At 61.6% G+C, this 19,883-nt stretch carries 16 protein-coding genes and 1 riboswitch; of the genes, 4 read left to right on the forward strand and 12 right to left on the reverse strand.

What is annotated here, in order from left to right; all coding sequences use genetic code 11:
- Positions 1-2 precede the first annotated feature (2 nt).
- On the forward strand, positions 3-1,499 hold the full coding sequence (locus AC1Q6I_RS07810) for an AhpA/YtjB family protein (RefSeq protein ID WP_102623808.1): 1,497 nt from the start codon (positions 3-5) through the stop codon (positions 1,497-1,499).
- A gap of 371 nt (positions 1,500-1,870) precedes the next feature.
- Here the strand turns inward: AC1Q6I_RS07810 and AC1Q6I_RS07815 are convergent, their stop codons facing one another.
- The 8 genes from AC1Q6I_RS07815 to AC1Q6I_RS07850 form a co-directional block, all read right to left on the reverse strand.
- Positions 1,871-2,578 (reverse strand): PqiC family protein, encoded by a 708-nt coding sequence (locus AC1Q6I_RS07815; protein ID WP_024073065.1) that lies wholly within the window; start codon positions 2,576-2,578, stop codon positions 1,871-1,873.
- Positions 2,579-2,883: 305 nt separating this feature from the next.
- Positions 2,884-5,148, reverse strand: a complete 2,265-nt coding sequence (parC, locus tag AC1Q6I_RS07820; RefSeq protein ID WP_024073064.1) for a DNA topoisomerase IV subunit A — start codon at positions 5,146-5,148, stop codon at positions 2,884-2,886.
- A gap of 73 nt (positions 5,149-5,221) precedes the next feature.
- Positions 5,222-6,217 carry an esterase-like activity of phytase family protein gene (locus tag AC1Q6I_RS07825; RefSeq protein WP_024073063.1) on the reverse strand — a complete coding sequence of 332 codons (996 nt, stop codon included), beginning with the start codon at positions 6,215-6,217 and terminating at the stop codon, positions 5,222-5,224.
- A complete protein-coding gene (parE, locus tag AC1Q6I_RS07830) occupies positions 6,217-8,121 on the reverse strand; it encodes a DNA topoisomerase IV subunit B (protein WP_024073062.1) in 1,905 nt (634 codons plus the stop codon). Before parE ends, AC1Q6I_RS07825 begins: the two co-directional genes overlap by 1 nt.
- Positions 8,122-8,175: 54 nt before the next feature.
- Positions 8,176-8,784 (reverse strand): YqiA/YcfP family alpha/beta fold hydrolase, encoded by a 609-nt coding sequence (locus AC1Q6I_RS07835; protein WP_024073061.1) that lies wholly within the window; start codon positions 8,782-8,784, stop codon positions 8,176-8,178.
- Positions 8,785-8,895: 111 nt separating this feature from the next.
- Positions 8,896-9,711, reverse strand: coding sequence for a 3',5'-cyclic-AMP phosphodiesterase (gene cpdA, locus AC1Q6I_RS07840; protein WP_069075142.1), 816 nt, complete (start codon positions 9,709-9,711; stop codon positions 8,896-8,898).
- Positions 9,712-9,809: 98 nt separating this feature from the next.
- A complete protein-coding gene (locus tag AC1Q6I_RS07845) occupies positions 9,810-10,259 on the reverse strand; it encodes a DUF1249 domain-containing protein (RefSeq protein ID WP_024073059.1) in 450 nt (149 codons plus the stop codon).
- The gene (locus tag AC1Q6I_RS07850; protein ID WP_024073058.1) at positions 10,250-10,867 is read right to left on the reverse strand and encodes an NUDIX domain-containing protein; all 618 of its coding nucleotides are present in this window, start codon (positions 10,865-10,867) and stop codon (positions 10,250-10,252) included. The genes AC1Q6I_RS07845 and AC1Q6I_RS07850 overlap by 10 nt, the downstream gene beginning before the upstream one ends.
- A 193-nt stretch (positions 10,868-11,060) precedes the next feature.
- On the opposite strand from AC1Q6I_RS07850, the gene AC1Q6I_RS07855 reads away from it, so the two are divergent.
- Complete coding sequence (locus AC1Q6I_RS07855) at positions 11,061-11,807, forward strand: RsiV family protein (protein WP_102623809.1); 747 nt, start codon at positions 11,061-11,063, stop codon at positions 11,805-11,807.
- Here the strand turns inward: AC1Q6I_RS07855 and cytX are convergent.
- Complete coding sequence (gene cytX / locus AC1Q6I_RS07860; protein WP_069075141.1) at positions 11,776-13,065, reverse strand: putative hydroxymethylpyrimidine transporter CytX; 1,290 nt, start codon at positions 13,063-13,065, stop codon at positions 11,776-11,778. The two genes, AC1Q6I_RS07855 and cytX, sit on opposite strands and share 32 nt — an antisense overlap.
- A gap of 180 nt (positions 13,066-13,245) precedes the next feature.
- A complete protein-coding gene (gene thiC, locus AC1Q6I_RS07865) occupies positions 13,246-15,150 on the reverse strand; it encodes a phosphomethylpyrimidine synthase ThiC (protein WP_024073055.1) in 1,905 nt (634 codons plus the stop codon).
- Positions 15,151-15,298: 148 nt separating this feature from the next.
- Positions 15,299-15,404, reverse strand: a riboswitch (TPP riboswitch).
- Positions 15,405-15,600: 196 nt separating this feature from the next.
- Here thiC and AC1Q6I_RS07870 point away from each other — a divergent pair.
- Positions 15,601-17,040: a TolC family outer membrane protein gene (locus tag AC1Q6I_RS07870; RefSeq protein ID WP_024073054.1), complete on the forward strand. Its 1,440-nt coding sequence runs from the start codon at positions 15,601-15,603 to the stop codon at positions 17,038-17,040.
- Between the two features lie 127 nt (positions 17,041-17,167).
- Here AC1Q6I_RS07870 and waaA read toward each other — a convergent pair whose 3' ends face one another.
- Together waaA and AC1Q6I_RS07880 are read right to left on the reverse strand one after the other, a co-directional pair.
- Positions 17,168-18,445 (reverse strand): lipid IV(A) 3-deoxy-D-manno-octulosonic acid transferase, encoded by a 1,278-nt coding sequence (gene waaA, locus AC1Q6I_RS07875; protein WP_102623810.1) that lies wholly within the window; start codon positions 18,443-18,445, stop codon positions 17,168-17,170.
- A gap of 23 nt (positions 18,446-18,468) precedes the next feature.
- Positions 18,469-19,359: a LysR family transcriptional regulator gene (locus AC1Q6I_RS07880; RefSeq protein WP_024073052.1), complete on the reverse strand. Its 891-nt coding sequence runs from the start codon at positions 19,357-19,359 to the stop codon at positions 18,469-18,471.
- A gap of 103 nt (positions 19,360-19,462) precedes the next feature.
- On the opposite strand from AC1Q6I_RS07880, the gene AC1Q6I_RS07885 reads away from it, so the two are divergent.
- Positions 19,463-19,798, forward strand: coding sequence for a DMT family transporter (locus AC1Q6I_RS07885; RefSeq protein WP_024073051.1), 336 nt, complete (start codon positions 19,463-19,465; stop codon positions 19,796-19,798).
- The last annotated feature ends 85 nt before the right edge of the window (positions 19,799-19,883 follow it).

Here is a 19,883-nt window from a genome sequence, read left to right on the forward strand (position 1 = left end):
AAGTGAACCGGCCCACGCCAGTAAAAACCGACAACTTCTTCCTGCTGATCTTCCGGGCACTGCGCCACCGCCGTGTACCGATCGCATTACGCATCGCCAGCCATAACGTGATCCTGGTCGCCCTGGCCCTGGTGATCTACGCCTGCGTGATGGGTTTGCAGTTCAAACAGGCCATGCATGAGCAAGCCGATGCGTTGGGCGAAAGCCTGACCACCCAGACCGCCACCTCGGCGACCGAGCTGCTGGTGTCCAACGACATCCTCAGCCTCAACGTGCTGCTCAACAACCTGACCAAGAACCCGTTGGTCGCCCACGCCGCCATCTACAGCGTGGACAACCGCATCATGGCCGAAGCCGGGCAACGCCCGAAAAACGGCCTGCTGGGCGAAGCCGAAGGCTTGTACCAGAGCAATATCACGTTCCAGGATGTGAAGGCGGGTCAATTGCGCATCAGCCTGGACATGCAGCAATTCCAGCAGCCGATGACCATCAGCCTGCAAAGCATGGGCATCCTCAGCGCGATCCTGCTGGCCCTGGCCCTGGCCTTGAGCCTGCGCCTGGGGCGGCATATCTCGACGCCACTGATGCAACTGCGCATCTGGCTGCGGGATATCGACGAACATACCCCGGCCACCGATCGCCAGGACGAAATCGGCGACCTTGCGCGCCAACTTCATGCCAGCTTCGCTCCGGAACCGGTGGTACGCGAGATTGAACCCGAGCCCGAGTTCGAAGTACACGACCTGCGCGACCCGGGCTTTGACGAGCGCCCTCCGGTAGCCGGCCTGAAACCAGCGCCACGCCATGTGATCCGGGCCGAAGAAGACGAGCTGGACGACGAAGACCCATTCGCCGACCTGCGCGACACCTCGGCCAGCACCGCCGTTGCGCCCAAGCCCGTGCCAGCGAAGAACGCCGAGCCCCAGCACAGCGCCGTACTGGCCGTGCAATTGGGCGCCCAGGACCAACTGCGCCGCCTGCCCCGCGCCCGCCTGACCGAATTACTGGAACGCTACCGCGATTGCCTCGACCAGGCCGCCTCGCTCTACCAGAGCGAGCTGCACACCCTGAACGACGGCAGCACGTTGATGCTGTTCCACAGCGAAGACAGCGGCGAAGACTACCTGACCAACGCCATCTGCTGCGGCGAGCTGCTGCGCGCCCTGGGCCATGAATTGCAGATCGAAGTGGCCGACAGCGGCATCACCTTGCAACTGCAACTGGGCCTGACGGTGGGTGACGACCTGTTTGGCATGAGCCAGATCGACCTGCTGCTGACCGAGATCGCCCAGGATGCGCTGGCCCTGTCCCAACACAGCCGCAATCTCCTGCTGGTGGAGCGCAAGATCAGCGAAGACACGCTGATTCGCCAACGCGCGCGTATTCGCCCCATTGCCAGCCCAGAAGGCGCCAGTTGTGTGGAGCGCTTGATGGAGCCGTATCCATCAATGCTGGAACGGCAGTTGGCGCGGATGCATGAGACCCGTACAAAGCCCTGAAGAACACCGCCGGACTCATGTGAGAGGGGGCTTGCCCTAATGCCGTTCAGTTAAGGCTTTTTTGTAGGAGCGAGCTTGCTCGCGAAAAACTCACAGGCGCCGCGTTCATTCAGGAGACACGCGTTATCGTTGACGTTTTTCGCGAGCAAGAACTAGGCGTCCCCCTCGCTCCTACAAAAGGCGATGTACGCTTAACTGAACGGCATTAGGGCTTGCCCCCGATTGCGGAGCATCAGTCAGCACATCATTGACTGAACCACCGTTATCGGGAGCAAGCCCCCTCCCACACTTGATCTGCGCCGTGACTTATCTCACCACAAACAAAAAGGCCCGCTGAGTCAGCGGGCCTTTTTGTTTGTCTGCGATTCAGATCAGAACCTGAACACTTCCATATCCGTGCGAATCGGTGTCGCCATCGGCATCTTCGGTTTCTGCGGCTCTGCGGGCTTGGCCTGTACCGGAGCCTGCTTGCGCGGTGCCTCGGCGATTGGCGGCTGGTTGGCCAATGGCTTGAGGGCCACCGACAACTGCTGCGCCAGGTGTTGCAACAATACGCCCTGGGCCTGGACCTGGGACGCGGTGGTGCCGGTGTGTTCTTCCTGCAGGTGCACGATTCGGTTATCGCGCACCTGGCCACGACGGTCGATCAAGCGCCATTGCGCATCGAGAATCGCCGGTTGCGATTTACCGGAATCAAGCCGGGTAATGGTCAGCAACACCTGAACATCCGGGGTAAAGCCAGTGGGTGCAGGCGCAAGGACCACACGCTGGCTGTCCAGTTGACCCGCCACCTGGCGCAGCATCAGCTGGTTGATGTCGGACGATAGGCTGCCGGCCCAACGACCATCAACGGAACCTTGCAGGCTGCCGTCGTTCTGACGCTGTAGCAGGGTTTCACGTTGCAGGTAGTCAGCGACGACTACCGGGCCCAGTAAAACTGCCATACCCGCAGTTTGTGCGGGCTGGGCCGGACTTCCGCTGTCCAGCTGATACAGCGACACAGGCTGGTGTGTGCTGCAACCCGCCAGCCCCAGAAGGCCAGCGAGCATCAAAATAAAAGGAAGGCGTGGAGCAGTCATCATCCCATCCAGGTGGCTGCCACAAGGCGAACCACAATGTAATACTTAAAAATAACCTAAACACGCTCGGCCACGCCGGCGCTGGAAAGGCCATATCATCCGTGAATATGCGCCATGACTCCAGCGCCAAAGCGTCGATCTACGCGTTAAATCGTAGATCAACGGCTCCAGAGGGCGTTCTCAGTGAGTTTCCCCACCGCGTTGTCACCTTAAAGCGGGTCAGGCAAGGCGCAGGCCGCTGGGAATGGTTTTTGCCTTTCCAAGGCCTGCTTCAAGGCGAAACCCGCCAAGCCCTCCTTGCCGCCTTAAACAGGCGTTTCCACCAGCAAGGCATCCACACGCTGGAAGCCCCGCGGCAATTTGTTACCACGCCGTCCACGCTCGCCCTTGTAATGTTCAAGGTCGTCAGGACGCAGCGACAATGTGCGTTTACCCGCCTGCAGCACCAGGGTAGAGCCTTCAGGGATCACCGCGATGTCGGTCACATACTCTTCACGACTGGCGACCCGCTCCCCTGGAATACCAATGATCTTGTTGCCCTTGCCTTTGCCCAACTGCGGCAAATCGCTGATCTTGAAGACCAGCAAGCGCCCTTCGGTGGTGACCGACGCCAGCCAATTGCTCTCGCGATCGTCCACCGGCCGCGGCAGGATCACCTTGGCGTTGTTCGGCAGGCTCAACAGCGCCTTGCCCGCCTTGTTCTTGGCCTGCAGGTCTTCACCCTTGACCACGAACCCGTACCCCGCGTCGGAAGCGATGACATACAACGAATCGTCGTCCGGCAGCAGCACGCACTCGAAATTCGCCCCCGGTGGCGGCGTCAGACGCCCGGTCAGCGGCTCGCCCTGCCCCCGTGCGGACGGCAAGGTATGGGCCGGCACCGAATAACTGCGCCCGGTGGAGTCGATAAACACCGCAAACTGGTTGGAACGCCCGGCGGCGGCAGTCTTGAAGCCATCACCGGCCTTGTACGACAAACCAGTGGCGTCAATATCATGCCCCTTGGCGGAACGAACCCAACCCTTTTCCGACAGAACGACGGTAATTTTCTCGTTTGGGAGCAACTCGGTTTCTGTCAGGGCCTTGGCTTCGGCGCGCTCGACGATCGGCGAACGACGGTCGTCGCCGTAGGTTTCGGCGTCTTTGATCAGTTCGCTACGCACCAATTTCTTCAACTTGGCTTCGCTGCCCAGCAGCGCTTGCAGCTTGGCCTGCTCCTTGAGCAACGCATCCTGTTCGTCGCGCAGCTTCATTTCTTCCAGTCGCGCCAACTGACGCAAACGGGTGTCGAGGATGTAGTCGGCCTGGATCTCACTCAGCTCGAAACGCGCGATCAGTTCGGCTTTCGGGTGCTCGGCGGTACGGATGATGTGGATCACTTCATCCAGGTTGAGGTAGGCAATCAGCAAGCCGTCCAACAGGTGCAGGCGGCGCTCGACCTTGTCGAGGCGGAATTGCAGGCGGCGACGCACGGTCTGCACCCGGAACTCCAGCCACTCCACCAGCAGGTTGCGCAGGTTTTTCAGCTGCGGCTTGCCGTCCAGGCCGATGATGTTGATGTTGACCCGGTAGCTGGACTCCAGGTCGGTGCTGGCAAACAAATGCTGCATCAGCACTTCGTGGTCGACCCGGCTATTGGTCGGGATGATCACGATTCGGCACGGGTTTTCGTGGTCGGACTCGTCGCGCAGGTCGGCAACCTGCGGCAGTTTCGACGGTTTGGCCTGCATGAGCGCCGCGATCTGCTCCAGCACCTTGGCACCGGACACCTGGTGCGGCAGCGCGGTGACGATAATGTCGCCGTCCTCGATGTGGTACACCGCACGCATGCGCACCGAGCCCTTGCCGGTCTCGTACATCTTCAGCAGGTCGGCGCGCGGCGTGATGATTTCTGCTTCGGTGGGGTAATCCGGCCCCTGGATATGCTCGCAGAGCTGCTCGACCGTGGCCTTGGGTTCATCCAGCAGGCGCACGCAGGCGGTCGCGACCTCGCGCAGGTTATGCGGCGGTACGTCCGTGGCCATGCCCACGGCAATACCCGTGGTGCCATTGAGCAGGATATTGGGCAAACGCGCCGGCAACACCAGGGGTTCGTCGAGGGTGCCGTCGAAGTTCGGGCCCCAATTCGCGGTGCCCTGGCCCAGCTCGCTGAGCAGCACTTCCGAATAACGCGACAGGCGTGCCTCGGTGTAACGCATGGCGGCGAAGGACTTGGGGTCATCCGGTGCGCCCCAGTTACCCTGGCCGTCCACCAATGTGTAGCGGTAGCTGAACGGCTGGGCCATCAGCACCATGGCTTCGTAGCATGCCGAGTCGCCGTGGGGGTGGAACTTACCGAGCACGTCACCGACCGTACGCGCCGACTTCTTGTGCTTGGAATCGGCATCCAGGCCCAACTCACTCATGGCGTAGATGATGCGCCGCTGTACAGGCTTCAGGCCGTCGCCGATATGCGGCAAGGCACGGTCCATGATCACGTACATGGAGTAGTTGAGGTAGGCATTTTCGGTGAAGTCAGCCAGCGACCGGCGTTCTACGCCATCTAAGCTGTCTGCGAGGATGTCACTCATGCGGGCCTCATCAATATTTGGTAAGGCGCAGCGGAAATGCCGCAGCGCCGGGTCAATTCAAAAAAGCGGGGGCTCATGGCTTGGCGCTCCAGCCGCCGGCAGGGGCGGCGAAACGATAGACCACGGGGCGTTTTTCACCATCGGCACGCGGGCCGAAATTATTGTCGATACCAATCCACGCACCGTCCGTATCCACCACCAGGGCTTCGGCCAGGCCGTAGGGCTGGGCATAGCGGCGCTCGGGCGTCAGAGTCTCGTCGGCAAATGACCAGCACAGCTCGACCTTGGCCGTGACCGCATCGCGCCGGCAAATCTGGAACGCATTACGCTCCAGAGTAAACAGCTTGCCGCCAAATAGCGCCAGGTCGGCAAAATCCTTGGACACCGCCTTGGCGTTGGGGAATTTGGCCGGTTGCATTTCCTGGCCAGCCTCGCTCAACAACACGCAGGGGCCGTCACAATCCCAAAGGCTTTGCGGCCGCTTGATGGAAATCAGGCCTCGCCGTTCACGCTCCGCAGCCAACCAGATCTGGCTGCCTTCCGGGTTGACCGCCAAGCCTTCAAACAGGGCATTGAAATGCAGCAACATGCCACTGGCGCGGGCTTCGCGCACCATGCCGGGGGCGATTTTCAACCATTGCGGCTCACCGGTTACCGGCACTTGCAACACCGCCGCATGGGCTTCGCTGACAATGTAGCGGTTGCCCGCGGCATCGCAGGTGATGCCTTCAAAGTCCAGGTCGCCGCCGCGAATGAATGAAGCGGCCTTGGTGCGCGAGCGCAAGCCCCAGGGCAAGCCGGACTCGGGCACTGGCGGCACGTCAATCTTCACGGTTTCGGCCTGCCAGGTCGACGCGCTGATATCGAGGCGGTAGATCCGGTCGTCATCACGGTCGGAAACCGTCCATAGCTCCTTGCCACACAGCGCCAGGCCTGACAGGTTACCGCCGCGCATGCCCTCTACCGGGTGTTCGGACACCAGCTTGAGCTCAGCCACGGGCGCGGCCACCACCGGGGTGGCCGCCAGCCCGCTCAACATCAGGATCGCCAGGGCGAAACCTGTGCGCATCAGCCCAACACCTCGGCCAGGTTGCCCTTGGACTCCAGCCAGGACTTGCGGTCTGGCGCGCGTTTCTTCGCCAGCAGCATGTCCATCATTTCCGATGTGGCGTCGAAGTCTTCCAGGGTCAACTGCACCAGGCGCCGGGTGTTCGGGTCCATGGTGGTTTCACGCAGTTGCGGCGGGTTCATTTCACCCAGGCCCTTGAATCGCGTGACCTGTGGCTTGCCGCGTTTCTTCTCGGCCACCAGGCGGTCGAGGATGCCATCGCGCTCGGCCTCGTCCAGGGCATAGAAAATCTCCTTGCCCTGGTCGATCCGGTACAGCGGCGGCATGGCGACGTAGACGTGACCGGCATCCACCAACGGGCGGAAGTGCTGCACAAACAACGCGCACAACAGGGTTGCGATGTGCAGACCGTCGGAGTCGGCGTCGGCGAGGATGCAGATCTTGCCGTAGCGCAGTTGGCTCATGTCCGCCGCGCCCGGATCGACGCCAATGGCCACGGCGATGTTGTGTACTTCCTGGCTGGCCAGGACTTCACTGCCATCGACTTCCCAGGTGTTGAGGATCTTGCCGCGCAACGGCAGGATCGCCTGGAATTCCTTATCCCGCGCTTGCTTGGCGGAACCGCCGGCGGAGTCACCCTCCACCAGGAACAGCTCTGAGCGCATCGGGTCCTGCCCGGCGCAATCAGCCAACTTGCCGGGCAGTGCCGGGCCTTGGGTGATGCGCTTGCGCTCGACTTTCTTGCTGGCTTTCAGACGGCGACCGGCGTTGTTGATTGCCAGCTCGGCCAGGGCCAGGCCCAATTCCGGGTGTTCGTTGAGCCACAGGCTGAAGGCATCCTTGACCACCCCGGAGACAAACGCTGCCGCTTCACGGGACGACAGGCGCTCTTTGGTCTGGCCGGAGAATTGCGGCTCCTGCATTTTCATCGACAGCACGAACGCGATGCGCTCCCACACGTCTTCCGGCGCCAGCTTCACGCCGCGCGGCAACAGGCTGCGGTATTCGCAGAATTCGCGCATGGCATCCAGCAAGCCTTGGCGCAAACCGTTGACGTGGGTGCCGCCCTGGGCGGTTGGGATCAGGTTGACGTAGCTTTCCTGCACGCTGTCACCGCCCTCGGGCAACCACAGCAGCGCCCAGTCGACGGCTTCTTTATTACCGGCCAGGCTGCCGCAGAACGGCTCGTTGGGCAGGCGTTCGAAATCGCTGACGGAATCTTCCAGGTAGGAACGCAGGCCGTCTTCGTAGTGCCACTCGACTTTCTCGCCAGTACCCTTGTCTTCAAAGGTGACCAGCAGGCCCGGGCACAACACGGCCTTGGCCTTGAGCACGTGCTTGAGGCGGCTGATGGAGAATTTTGGCGAATCGAAGTATTTCGGGTCCGGCGCGAAGTACACGCTGGTGCCGGTATTGCGCTTGCCAACGGTGCCGATCACCTGCAATTCGCTGGCTTTGTAGCCATCGGCGAAGGTCATCTCGTACTCGTTGCCGTCGCGCTTGACCTTGACCCGTACCAACGTGGACAAGGCGTTGACCACGGAAATACCCACGCCGTGCAAGCCACCGGAGAACTGGTAGTTCTTGTTGGAGAACTTACCCCCGGCGTGCAGCTTGGTGAGGATCAGTTCTACGCCCGACACACCCTCTTCCGGGTGAATGTCCACCGGCATGCCACGACCGTCGTCGGACACTTCCAGGGAGTGGTCAGCGTGGAGAATGACATGCACCGACTTGGCGTGCCCGGCCAAGGCTTCGTCGACGCTGTTGTCGATGACTTCCTGGGCAAGGTGGTTCGGCCGACTGGTGTCGGTGTACATGCCGGGGCGTTTGCGCACCGGGTCGAGGCCCGAGAGGACTTCGATGGCGTCGGCGTTATAAGAGCTAGCGCTGGGAGTGGCCATGGGGTCTCGTCGTGAGTCGTTCGATTAAAAAGTAACCTGGGATTTCCAAAGCAATTACAGTGCCGCGAAATCGAAGGATTGATACTGATCTGCGCCAATGCCGGCAAAGCTCAACAAGGCCGGCAATTGCTGGGCAAAGCCCTGGTAACCATGGTCGCCGCCGGCCTGGATGCGCAGGGCACACGCCCGGTAATACTGCTGGGCGAGGCGATAATCCAGGGTTTCATCCCCGGTCTGCAACCACACTTGATAACGCGCGGCATCCTGGGGCGCCGGGACCTCAAGCTCGGCCAGCGCCGTGACGTGGTCGTGGGTCAGCTCCCAGGTTTCATCGGTATAGAGGTTCTTCTGGGTGCCCAGGTAACCGTCGAACATCCGATGAGGGCTGACCGCCGGGTTGACCAGCAGCGCCTTGAGACCATGGCGTTCGGCAAGATGGGTTGCATAGTAGCCGCCGAGCGAGCTGCCGACCAGCAGTGGCCGCCCCAGTTCGCGGATGGCCGCCTCCAACTGCGGGATCGCCTGGCGGGGGTGGTGATGCAGGGCCGGCACGCGCAGTTGGCCGGCCAGGCCGAGGTTGTCCATCACGCGGATCAACTGGCAGGCCTTGTTGGACGCGGGCGCGCTGTTGAAGCCGTGGATATACAGGATCGAAGCGGACATGCCGGGCTCTCCGTGCTTGCGCGAAAAAGGCGCAGTTTACAGGGATCGGGGTGGTGTGAGCAGCCGATCATCCAGCCCTCTCCCCACATGTCTGATCAGTGTTCGCCGCCTTTAATAGCCGTTGCTGCCGTAATCCACGGTAAAGGCAAAATTTTTCACCCGCTCCACCCCGGTTTCCAACCGCCCATCGGCGTGCAGGCGCAGCCAGCGATAGCCTGGGGCCTCTTCGCTGACATTGAAATCCTCGCTGCCCGGCGCGAACTGGATGCAAGTGGACGGTGACGCCAACAGGCGCACACCATTGCGCTCACGGTCGATTTCCTGGTGCACATGGCCCCAGAGCACCGCCTTGACCTGCGGGAAGCGGTCGAGCACGGCAAACAGAGCCTCGGGGTTGCGCAAGCCGATGGGCTCCATCCACGCACAACCGATGGGTACCGGGTGATGGTGGAAACACACCAGGTGATGGCGGTTCGGCGCTTCACTCAAGGCTTGGGCCAATAGTTGCAGTTGCTGGTCCTGCAAGTACCCAGGCACCGAGCCCGGCACGGCGGAGTCCAGCAGGGTGATGCGCCAATGGCCGATATCCACCACCGGTTCCAGTAAATCACTGTGCACCGCCGCGTGGGCCATGACTTGCGGCTCATCGTGGTTGCCGGGAATCCAGCGTGCCGGAACCCCAAAAGGCGCCGTCATCTCGCGAAATTGCTGATAGGACGCCAGCGTACCGTCCTGGGACAGGTCCCCGGTGGCCAACAGCAAATCGATCCGGGGCTGTTGCTCACGCACCAAGTCGATCACCCGTTGCAAGCTGTCGCGGGTGTTCATGCCCAGCAACACAGCGTCGGCCTCGGCAAACAGGTGGCTGTCGGACAACTGCACCAGCAACGTCGGCGCATCGGGGTTCAAGGTGGATACGCTCGGCAAGGCGCTCTCCCAAGGCAATCACAGGAATGGATAGTTGGGGCGATTATGCTGGGGCAGGACGCAAAGAGGAAACCTAAGGAAGCAGACGCAGTTCACATCTATCGCACGACTTCGAACTCATGGCCCAAGGCCAGGCAGTGGCTCAACCATTCACCGAGGAACACATTGAGCTGTGCTTTCTCATCGGGCTGGTGCATGAACACATTGGGGTAAGGGTAGATGCTGCGAAAGCGCCGCGCATGTTCGGCGCTGATCACTTCGGCCATCCGGGCATCGTGGTACACCTGCACTTCCAGCTGCGGCACCGGCAGCCAGGGCAGGCTGTGCTCCTGGCGCACGCGCAGGGTGGTGGTGTACGGGCAGTTGACGATGACTTCCAGGGCCAGCACGCCGAGCATCTGGTCGCCATGGGTCACGCCGATTCGCCGCGCCTCGGGGGAATGACGCATATCGGGGAGCAAGCGCATCAGCCGCGCATAGTTGGCCTCGCAAGCTGCTTGCAGCCCGATCAGGTCAACTCGATAACGTTCCCGTGCCTTTACTGCCATAACCCCCTCACTTCCGCGCGATTGAGCGCTAACCATTGCAGGGCAATAATGCTGGGCGCATTGGATATCCTGCCATCACGCACCGCTTGCAAGGCGTCCTCGAAAGCCCAGGTGGTGACACGAATATCTTCTGCCTCTTCTTCCAATCCATGCACGCCACCCGCCCCCGCACTGTCGCAACGGCCCAGGTACAAGTGGACAAATTCGGTACTGCCACCCGGCGACGGGAAATATTTGGTGATCGGCCACAACGAGGAGAATGTCAGCCCAGCTTCCTCCTCGGCTTCGCGGTGTGCAACCTCCTCCGGCTGTTCATCCTTGTCGATCAGGCCAGCGACCATTTCCACCAGCCACGGGTTGTCGGTACGGCCCATGGCGCCGACGCGAAACTGCTCGATCAAGACCACCTCATCGCGCTGCGGGTCGTAAGGCAGCACGCACACGGCGTCATGGCGCACGAAAACTTCGCGATTGATCACCCGGCTCATGCCACCGTCGAACTTTTCGTGGCGCAACTGCACCCGATCGAGTTTGTAGAAGCCCTGGTAAGCATTGTCGCGCTGAACAATTTCGATTTTGCTCGGCGTCGATTTCGCGATGTCCGTCATATCCTTCCTCGTTATGCCCGTGCAATTCGCGCCATCCTAACGCGGTCCTGCCCGTAGGTGCAGCCCCTTTCCAGTTGCCGGGATAGACGGCGGGCGTCAAACTCACTCTAATAATCTTAGTGGCGAACTGACTGGCCTGCCGGTAGTCGAAGGTCCACGAATTTCGCTCTTAATCGACGGACGAAGAACATACATGTCGCTTTTAAAAATCGCCTCCGTGGCCTGTATCGCCTTGACCCTCGGCGCCTGCCAGAGCCTGTTTCAACCCAGCTATCGGACCCCGCTGGAAGCCACCCGTGACGCCAGCGAACAAAGCAAGCAGGGCTGCGCCAGCGCCGATTGCCCACTGGTGAACATCGACACCGTGCACTTCGCCAAAGAACCCAAGCTGGATGCGCTGATCGAACAGCGCCTGCTGGAGATGACCCGTACCAAGCCCAGCGACCCGCTGCCGACGAGCCTGGCGACGTACAGCGAGCAATTCCTGCAGACGGCCGCCCCCGGCAACAACATGTACTTGCAGGCCAAGGTACGCGAGCAGCATGACGGCTTGGTGATCATCGAGTTGTCCAGCTACCTGGACCAGGGCGTCACCCACGGCGAACCGGGCCGCGCGTTCATCAACTATTCGCGTCCGCAGCAAAAGGCCCTGACGTTGACCGACATGCTGCTGCCAGGCAAGGAAGACGCATTCTGGAAAGCCGCTCAGGTGGCCCACAACAGCTGGCTGATCAGTACGCGCCTGAGCCTGGAGCCGGAGTTCGTCAAAAGCTATCCCTTCCAGAAAACCCCGAACGTGGCGCTGACCTACGGCGGCGTGACCCTCAAGTACCCTACCACCACCATCGCGCCGTACGCCCTGGGCCACGTCGAGTTGCAGATTCCCTACTCGCGCCTGGACGGCATCCTCAAGCCTGAGCTGGTGCCCGTACGCCGCTGAAGGCCCGGCCCAGGATGAACTGCAACAGCCCTGCCAGCACCAGCGCCGGCAGGGTCGCGCCGACATCCGGATACAGGTTGGCGAGCAGATGGTAAGTCGCAATGCCCCCCAGCCACGCCAACAACGCCGGCCAACGCAGCGAAGCCACAGCGCCCTGGCCGCGGCGGCGCAGGATGAAATGATCGACCAGTACCACGCCAAAGAGCGGCGCGAATACCGAGCCGATCAACAGCAGGAAGTTCTGGTACTGCGCCAACGGTGCAAAGCAGGCGATCAGGGTGCAGAGCACGCCGATCGCCAGCGCCAGGTGTTCGACTTTCAAGCGCAATAGAATCCCGCTGGACACTGCCGCCGAATGAATATCGGCAAAGGCGTTTTCCGACTCATCCAATAGGATCAGTAGCAGCGGAATGCCCAGGCCCGCTCCGGCCAAAGCCAGCAGCAGTGCGTTGACCTCCCCGCTTGGCGCAAAGGCCAGGGTGTAGGCCACACCGAGGCTCATCAGCCAGAAGTTGCCAATGAAGAAGCCCAGCGCCGTACCGCCGAACACGCTCTTGGCGCGTTTGCCGAAGCGCGAATAATCGGCAATCAGCGGCAGCCACGACAACGGCATGGCGATCGCAATATCAAAGCCCACGGCAAACGGCATCGATCCGTCACCGGCCTGGGCCCAGAGGGCGGCAAGGTCGGCTTTGGCGAAGAGGTTCCAGGTCAGCCACAGGCACGCGCCGAGCAACAGCCAGATCCCCCACTTGCGCAAGATCTGCCGCACGAAGGTCAACGGGCCGCTGACGGCCAGCAGGGTCGCCAGGCCACCGAAAAACAGCGTCCACAGCAACGGGCTCGCCAGCAGGCTGGCGTCGCTGAAAGCCCGCACACCCAACAAGCTCGCGGCATCGCGCATGACGATGATTTCAAACGAACCCCAGCCAATCAGTTGCAGCAGGTTCAACAGCGCCGGCAGGCTGGCGCCCTTGGCTCCGAGGCTGAGCTTGAGGGCGGCCATGGCGGACAGCCCGGTGTCGCTGCCGATCACGCCGACGGCGGCCAGCAACAGCACGCCGGCCAGCGTGCCGAGAAAAATCGCCAGCAATGCGCCGGACAACCCCAGGCCCGGCGCGAGCAACGCGCCGGTTTGCAGGACCATCAGGCCGATGCCGAGGGAGAACCACAAGGAGAACAGGTCGCGGGCGCCGAACACGCGCTTGTCAGCGGGGACCGCGATGTCCGGGGAATAGGTACTCGGTTGAATGCTCAAGGGTGTTATCTCTGAGGGGCACTTGTTGTCAGGGAGATTGCAATCGGGGGCAAGCCCCCTCCCACATTGGATCGGCTGTGAACACAAAAACTGTGTATGGCTCAGTCAATATGTGGGAGGGGGCTTGTCGAGTCGTCGCACCGCCCCGATGACGGCGGTACAGGCACCGCCGTCTCTGGATCAGACCTTCTTATAAAGCTGGCTGCCTTCCTGCTTGAACCGCTCCGCCTGCTCGGCCAGGCCTTTGGCCACGTCCACATCCACCGCATCAATGCGCTGGTTGGCCGCGTACTCACGCACTTCCTGGGTGATTTTCATCGAGCAGAACTTCGGCCCGCACATCGAGCAGAAATGCGCGACCTTGGCCGAGTCCTTCGGCAGGGTTTCATCGTGATAGGACCGTGCGGTGTCCGGATCGAGGCCGAGGTTGAACTGGTCTTCCCAGCGGAACTCGAAGCGCGCCTTGCTCAAGGCGTTATCGCGGATTTGCGCACCCGGATGACCTTTCGCGAGATCGGCTGCATGGGCGGCGATCTTGTAGGTGATGATCCCGGTCTTCACATCATCCTTGTTCGGCAGGCCCAGGTGTTCCTTGGGCGTGACGTAACAGAGCATGGCGCAACCGAACCAGCCGATCATTGCCGCACCGATGCCCGATGTAATGTGGTCGTAGCCGGGTGCGATGTCGGTGGTCAGCGGGCCGAGGGTATAGAACGGCGCCTCGTCGCAGCACTCGAGTTGCTTGTCCATGTTCTCCTTGATCAATTGCATCGGCACGTGGCCGGGGCCTTCGATCATGGTTTGCACATCGTGCTTCCAGGCGATCTTGGTCAGTTCGCCAAGGGTCTCCAGCTCGCCGAATTGCGCGGCGTCGTTGGCGTCGGCAATCGAACCCGGACGCAAGCCATCGCCCAGGGAGAAGCTGACGTCATAGGCCTTCATGATTTCGCAGATTTCGTCGAAATGCGTATAGGTGAAGTTCTCTTTGTGGTGCGCCAGGCACCACTTGGCCATGATCGAACCGCCACGGGAGACGATGCCGGTGACACGCTTGGCGGTCAGTGGTACGTAGCGCAGCAACACCCCGGCGTGGATGGTGAAGTAGTCGACGCCTTGCTCGGCCTGTTCGATCAGGGTGTCGCGGAACAGCTCCCAGGTCAGGTCTTCAGCGGCGCCACCGACTTTTTCCAGGGCCTGGTAGATCGGCACGGTACCGATCGGCACCGGCGAGTTGCGAATGATCCATTCGCGGGTTTCGTGGATGTGCTTGCCGGTGGACAAGTCCATCACCGTGTCCGAGCCCCAGCGAATGCCCCAGGTCAGTTTCGCCACTTCTTCTTCGATGGACGAACCCAAGGCGCTGTTGCCGATGTTGCCGTTGATCTTCACCAGGAAGTTACGGCCGATGATCATTGGTTCCAGTTCGGTGTGGTTGATGTTGGCTGGAATGATTGCGCGACCACGGGCGATTTCTTCGCGCACGAACTCCGGAGTGATGATTTTCGGCACGCTGGCGCCGAAGCTGTGGCCGGCGTGCTGCTGGTCGAGCAGGCCACTGGCGCGGGCTTCTTCAAGCTTCATGTTTTCGCGGATGGCGACGTATTCCATCTCGGCGGTGATGATGCCTTTGCGCGCGTAATGCATCTGGGTGACGTTGGCGCCGGCCTTGGCGCGGCGCGGGTTCTTCACGTGGGCAAAGCGCAGGGCGGTCAGCTCGGCATCGTTCAGGCGCTGCTGGCCGAAGTGCGAGCTCAGGCCGGACAGGCGCTCGGTATCGCCCCGGGACTCGATCCACGGCGAGCGCACATCGCCCAGGCCTTTGCGCACGTCGATGATGACGTTGGGGTCGGTGTAGGGGCCGGAGGTGTCGTAGACCACCACGGGCGCATTGATTTCACCGCCGAAATCGGTGGGTGTGACGTCCAGGCTGATTTCGCGCATCGGTACGCGAATGTCCGGGCGAGTGCCTGGCACGTAGATTTTTTGCGAGCGGGTAAACGGCTGCACGGACCCGGAATCGACTTTGGCCGACTCACTCAAGTGCACGGTATTTTTTGATTTTTGGCTTTTTAATTCGGTGCTCATCACGGGCTCTCCAACTATCCAGGCGGTGGATTTTTGTCGGAGCGAACCTGTGACGGATGGACGCACTGAAAACAGTGCTGTGCTTGGTGCACGAAGGCTGTTCGATTGTCGAACAACATCCCGGACGAAGCACAAGAGGACTCGCCGGGTGACGAGAAATCTTGTTCCCTACGCAGGCGCTAACCTGATCAGGTTCAACGGGATCCGGTATTTACCGATCTCAGCCTTCTAACAAGGCACCCCGACAAGAACGTGGCCAGTCTAGACCAGGGTGGGGGCAAATTGCCAATAGCCGTGCATTCAGCGTGATGAATGGCGCATTTGCGGGATTGTTGTGCCGTGGTTGCGCCACTACACTCGGATGCTGCCTCAACGCTTGACGCCAGGAATGGCCAGCTTTAGCCTTGGGCGCTAAATTATCGCCGTAATATTCACACTAGGGATCGCCTCATGCTGCGCAAACTCTCACTGGCTCTTGCCGTGTCTTGTGCGACCAATGGAATGGTCTGGGCAGCTGAAGCGCCCTTGTCCGCCAGAACCGACCTGGTCAGCGTCTATCAGGAGGCGGTAGACAACAACGCCGACCTCGCCGCTGCCCGCGCCCAATATGGCGCACAGAAAGAAGTGGTGCCCCAGGCCCGCGCCGGCCTGCTACCGAATTTGTCGGCCGGTGCCGATATCAATAATGTGCGCACCCAGATCGACACCCCGGCCGCCACCGCCAACCGCGATGCCCACTCCTGGCGCGCGACCTTGAGCCAGCCCTTGTTCCGTGCCGACCGCTGGTTCCAGTTGCAAGCCGCCGAAGCCGTCAACGAACAGGCGGCGCTGCAACTCTCGGCCACCGAACAGAACCTGATTCTGCAAAGCGCCGAGAACTACTTCGCCGTGCTGCGTGCCCAGGACAACCTGGCCTCGACCAAGGCCGAAGAAAATGCGTTCAAGCGCCAACTGGACCAGTCCAACGAACGCTTCGACGTGGGCCTGTCGGACAAAACCGATGTGCTGCAATCCCAGGCCAGCTACGACACCGCGCGAGCCAACCGGATCGTCGCGCAACGCCAGGTAGATGACGCCTTCGAAGCGCTGATCACCCTGACCAACCGTCAATACAATTCGATCCAGGGCATTGTGCATACGCTGCCGGTGTTGCCGCCGCTGCCGAACGACGCCAAGGCCTGGGTCGAGACCGCCGGCCGCCAGAACCTCAACCTGCTTGCCAGCAACTATGCGGTGACCGCCGCCGAGGAAACGCTCAAGCAGCGCAAGGCCGGGCACGCCCCCACCCTGGACGCCGTGGCGCAGTATGAAAAGGGCGATAACGACGCGCTGGGCTTCAGTAACCCGAATGCCTTCGGCACGCCTTATGGTGGCGATGTCTCGCAACGTACCATTGGCCTGCGCCTGAACATCCCGCTCTACAGCGGCGGCTTGACCAGCTCGCAAGTGCGCGAATCCTATTCGCGCCTCGGCCAGACCGAGCAACAACGTGAGGGCCTGCGCCGCCAGGTGGTGGAAAATACGCGCAACCTGCACCGCGCAGTGAACACCGATGTGGAACAGGTCCAGGCACGCCGGCAGTCGATCATCTCCAACCAGAGCGCGGTGGAAGCCACGGAAATCGGTTACCAGGTGGGTACGCGCAATATCGTCGACGTGCTCGACGCCCAGCGCCAGCTCTACGCGTCGGTGCGCAACTACAACAACAGCCGCTATGACTACATCCTCGACAACCTGCGCCTGAAACAGGCGGCGGGCACGTTGAACCCAGGGGACCTGCAGGACCTGGCGCGCTACCTCAAGGCCGACTACAACCCGGACAAGGACTTCCTGCCGCCGGACCTGGCCAAGGCGGCTGCCGAGCAGTTGAAAGCCCGCCCAGGCAATTGAACACACCGTAAAAACCCTGTGGGAGGGGGCTTGCCCCCGATAGCGGTGTACCAGGTGAACTCATGTTGACTGACACTCCGTCATCGGGGGCAAGCCCCCTCCCACATTTGGCTCGCTCGCCAGTGCGTCAGTGAGTTATCAGGCGATCAAGACCATCCAACAATCGCTTCAAAGCGCCCTGGTTGGCCTGCATCACCTTAAGCCCCGCCTGCGCCATCCGCTGGGCGTCCTGCGGCAGCTCGAACAGTTGCCGCACGGCCTCGGCCAACCCTTCGGCGTCATCCACCTCCCGCAATGCACCCGCTTCGCGCATCATCGCGGTAATTTCGAGGAAGTTGAACACGTGGGGCCCCATGATCACCGGCTTGGCCAGCGCCGCCGGTTCCAGCGGATTATGCCCACCGGTCGCCACCAGGCTGCCACCGACGAAAGCGCTGTCGGCCAAGGCATACAGAAACAGCAATTCGCCCATGGTGTCACCGAGCAGCACCGAGGTCTGCGCGGTGACCGGCTCACCGCTGGAGCGCCGCACCGTGGCAAACCCCTGTTGCCCACACAGCTCGAACATCGGGCCGAAGCGTTCCTGGTGACGCGGCACCAGAATCAGCAACGCGTTGGGGTAGCTTTCGAGCAGTTGGCGATGGGCGGCGAGCACCACTTCATCTTCGCCTTCGTGGGTACTGGCGGCGATCCACACCGGGCGCTCAGTGGCGCCCCACTGCTCGCGCAGGGCAGCGGCACGCACCGGCAATAGGGGGTCGACGGTCAGGTCGAACTTGATCGAGCCAGTCACCGTTACGGTTTCGGGGCGCGCACCCAGGCTGAGAAACCGCTGGGCCTCGGTGTGCGTCTGCACGGCGAACAGGCTCATCTGCGCCAGCATCGGTGCCGTCAGCTTGGCGAAACGCGCATACCCCTTGGCCGAACGGGCCGATAACCGCGCATTGGCCAGCGCCACCGGAATACCGCGTTGGGCGCAGGCATGGATATGGTTGGGCCACAGCTCGGTTTCCATGATCACGGCCAGCTTCGGCTGCACGCGATCAAGAAAACGCTTGGCCGCACAGGGCAAATCGTAAGGCAGGTAGCAATGCTGGATGCGCGGCTCGTTGGCGAACAACGCCTGGATGCGCTCGGACCCGGTGGGCGTCATGCAGGTGACGGTGATGGGCAGTTGTGGATAACGCGCCAACAGCCCGCGAATCATCGGCGCGGCGGCGATGCTTTCCCCCACCGACACGGCATGCACCCAGATCCCGCCGGGTTGCATCACCGGCAAGCCGTAGGAAAACCGCTCGGCCACGCGTTGGGCATAGGCCGGCGCCTTGCGCGCACGCAACCACAGACGTAAGGCCACCAACGGCAGCGCCAGGTAAAACAGACAGCTGTAGAGAGTTCTATTCATGGCGGCGGAGTTTATCGGCTTTTTCAGTCGATCGCCTGCAAGCACTCGGCAAAACGTTCGGCGAGAAAGCGCGCGGCGGGGCCGAGGGGCTCATCGCGGCGCCACACCAGCTCGACCACCAACGCCGGTGGCGTCCATTCACTGTCCAGTTCGACCATCAGGTTCTGGTACGACGGGTACTGCACCACATGCCGGGGCAACCACGCCCAGCCCAGGCCACGGGTCAGCCACTCGGCCAGCACGTAGAAGCTGTCGGCACGCCACACCTGCGGGCTGGCGGCCTCGCTGCCGGGGTAGACGCTGGTCTGGGTCGACATCAGCAACTGGCGAAATTGCGCCAGGCGCTGGCAGTCCACGGTTGCCTGCGCCGCCAGGGGATGGTTGCGACCGCACACCGTGACCATCTCCACACTGCCCACCACCCGCCGCTCCAACGCTTCCGGGATCTGGTCGTGATAAAACAGCATGCCCAGGTCGGCCTTGCGCTCCACCAGCTTGCGGGCGACATCCCCCTGGGCCGCGCTGGACAATTGCACCTCCAGGTTGGGAAAGCGTCCAGCCAAGGCATCGAGACTATCCAGAACCGGCTGATAGAGCATCGCCTCATCCTGGGCCAGGCGCAGACAAGCTTCCTCGCCACGCATCAACGACATCGCGCGGCCATTGAGGCGTTCGCACTGGCGCAAGACCTCCTTCGCTTCTTCGAGCAACACCGTGCCGGCTTCGGTCAGGCGCGGCTGGCGGCCACTGCTGCGCTCGAACAGGCTCACGCCCAAGTCCGCCTCCAGCAGGGCGATCCCATTGCTGACCGCCGACTGCGCCTTGCGCTGCTCCCGCGCCACCGCCGAAAACGAGCGCTGCTCGGCCACCCTGACAAACAAGCGCATCTGCTCCAGATTCCACTGCACGCCCATGGCTCAACCTATCTTCATTCCAGATAGGTAATGACTTTACCCCATCTAGCGAAGCCCTAAAATACCGACATCATCAAGTGCGCTCTACACCGAGGATCTACCCATGAACCCTGCCTACTACTACCTGGCCATTGCCATCTGCTCGGAAGTGATCGCCACCGTGTCGATGAAAGCCATCAAGGGCTGGAGCACCCCTATCCCGCTGTTGCTGGTGATCGTGGGCTACGGCGTGGCCTTCTGGATGCTGACCCTGGTGGTGCGTACCGTCCCCGTGGGTGTGGCCTACGCGGTTTGGGCCGGGATGGGCATTGTGATGGTCAGCATTGCCGCGCTGTTCATCTATGGCCAGAAGCTCGATCTGCCGGCAATGCTCGGGATGGGCTTGATCGTGTTGGGAGTAGTGGTGATTCAGCTCTTCTCGAAAACCGCCGGCCACTGAGATCCCCTGCCAATATTGATCCCGGGCAAAGATCGATCCGTTGAGTCTGTATACTTGGCAACTTGATTTGAACACTGAGGTTGCC

The organism is Pseudomonas sp. MPR-R2A5, assembly GCF_058793055.1.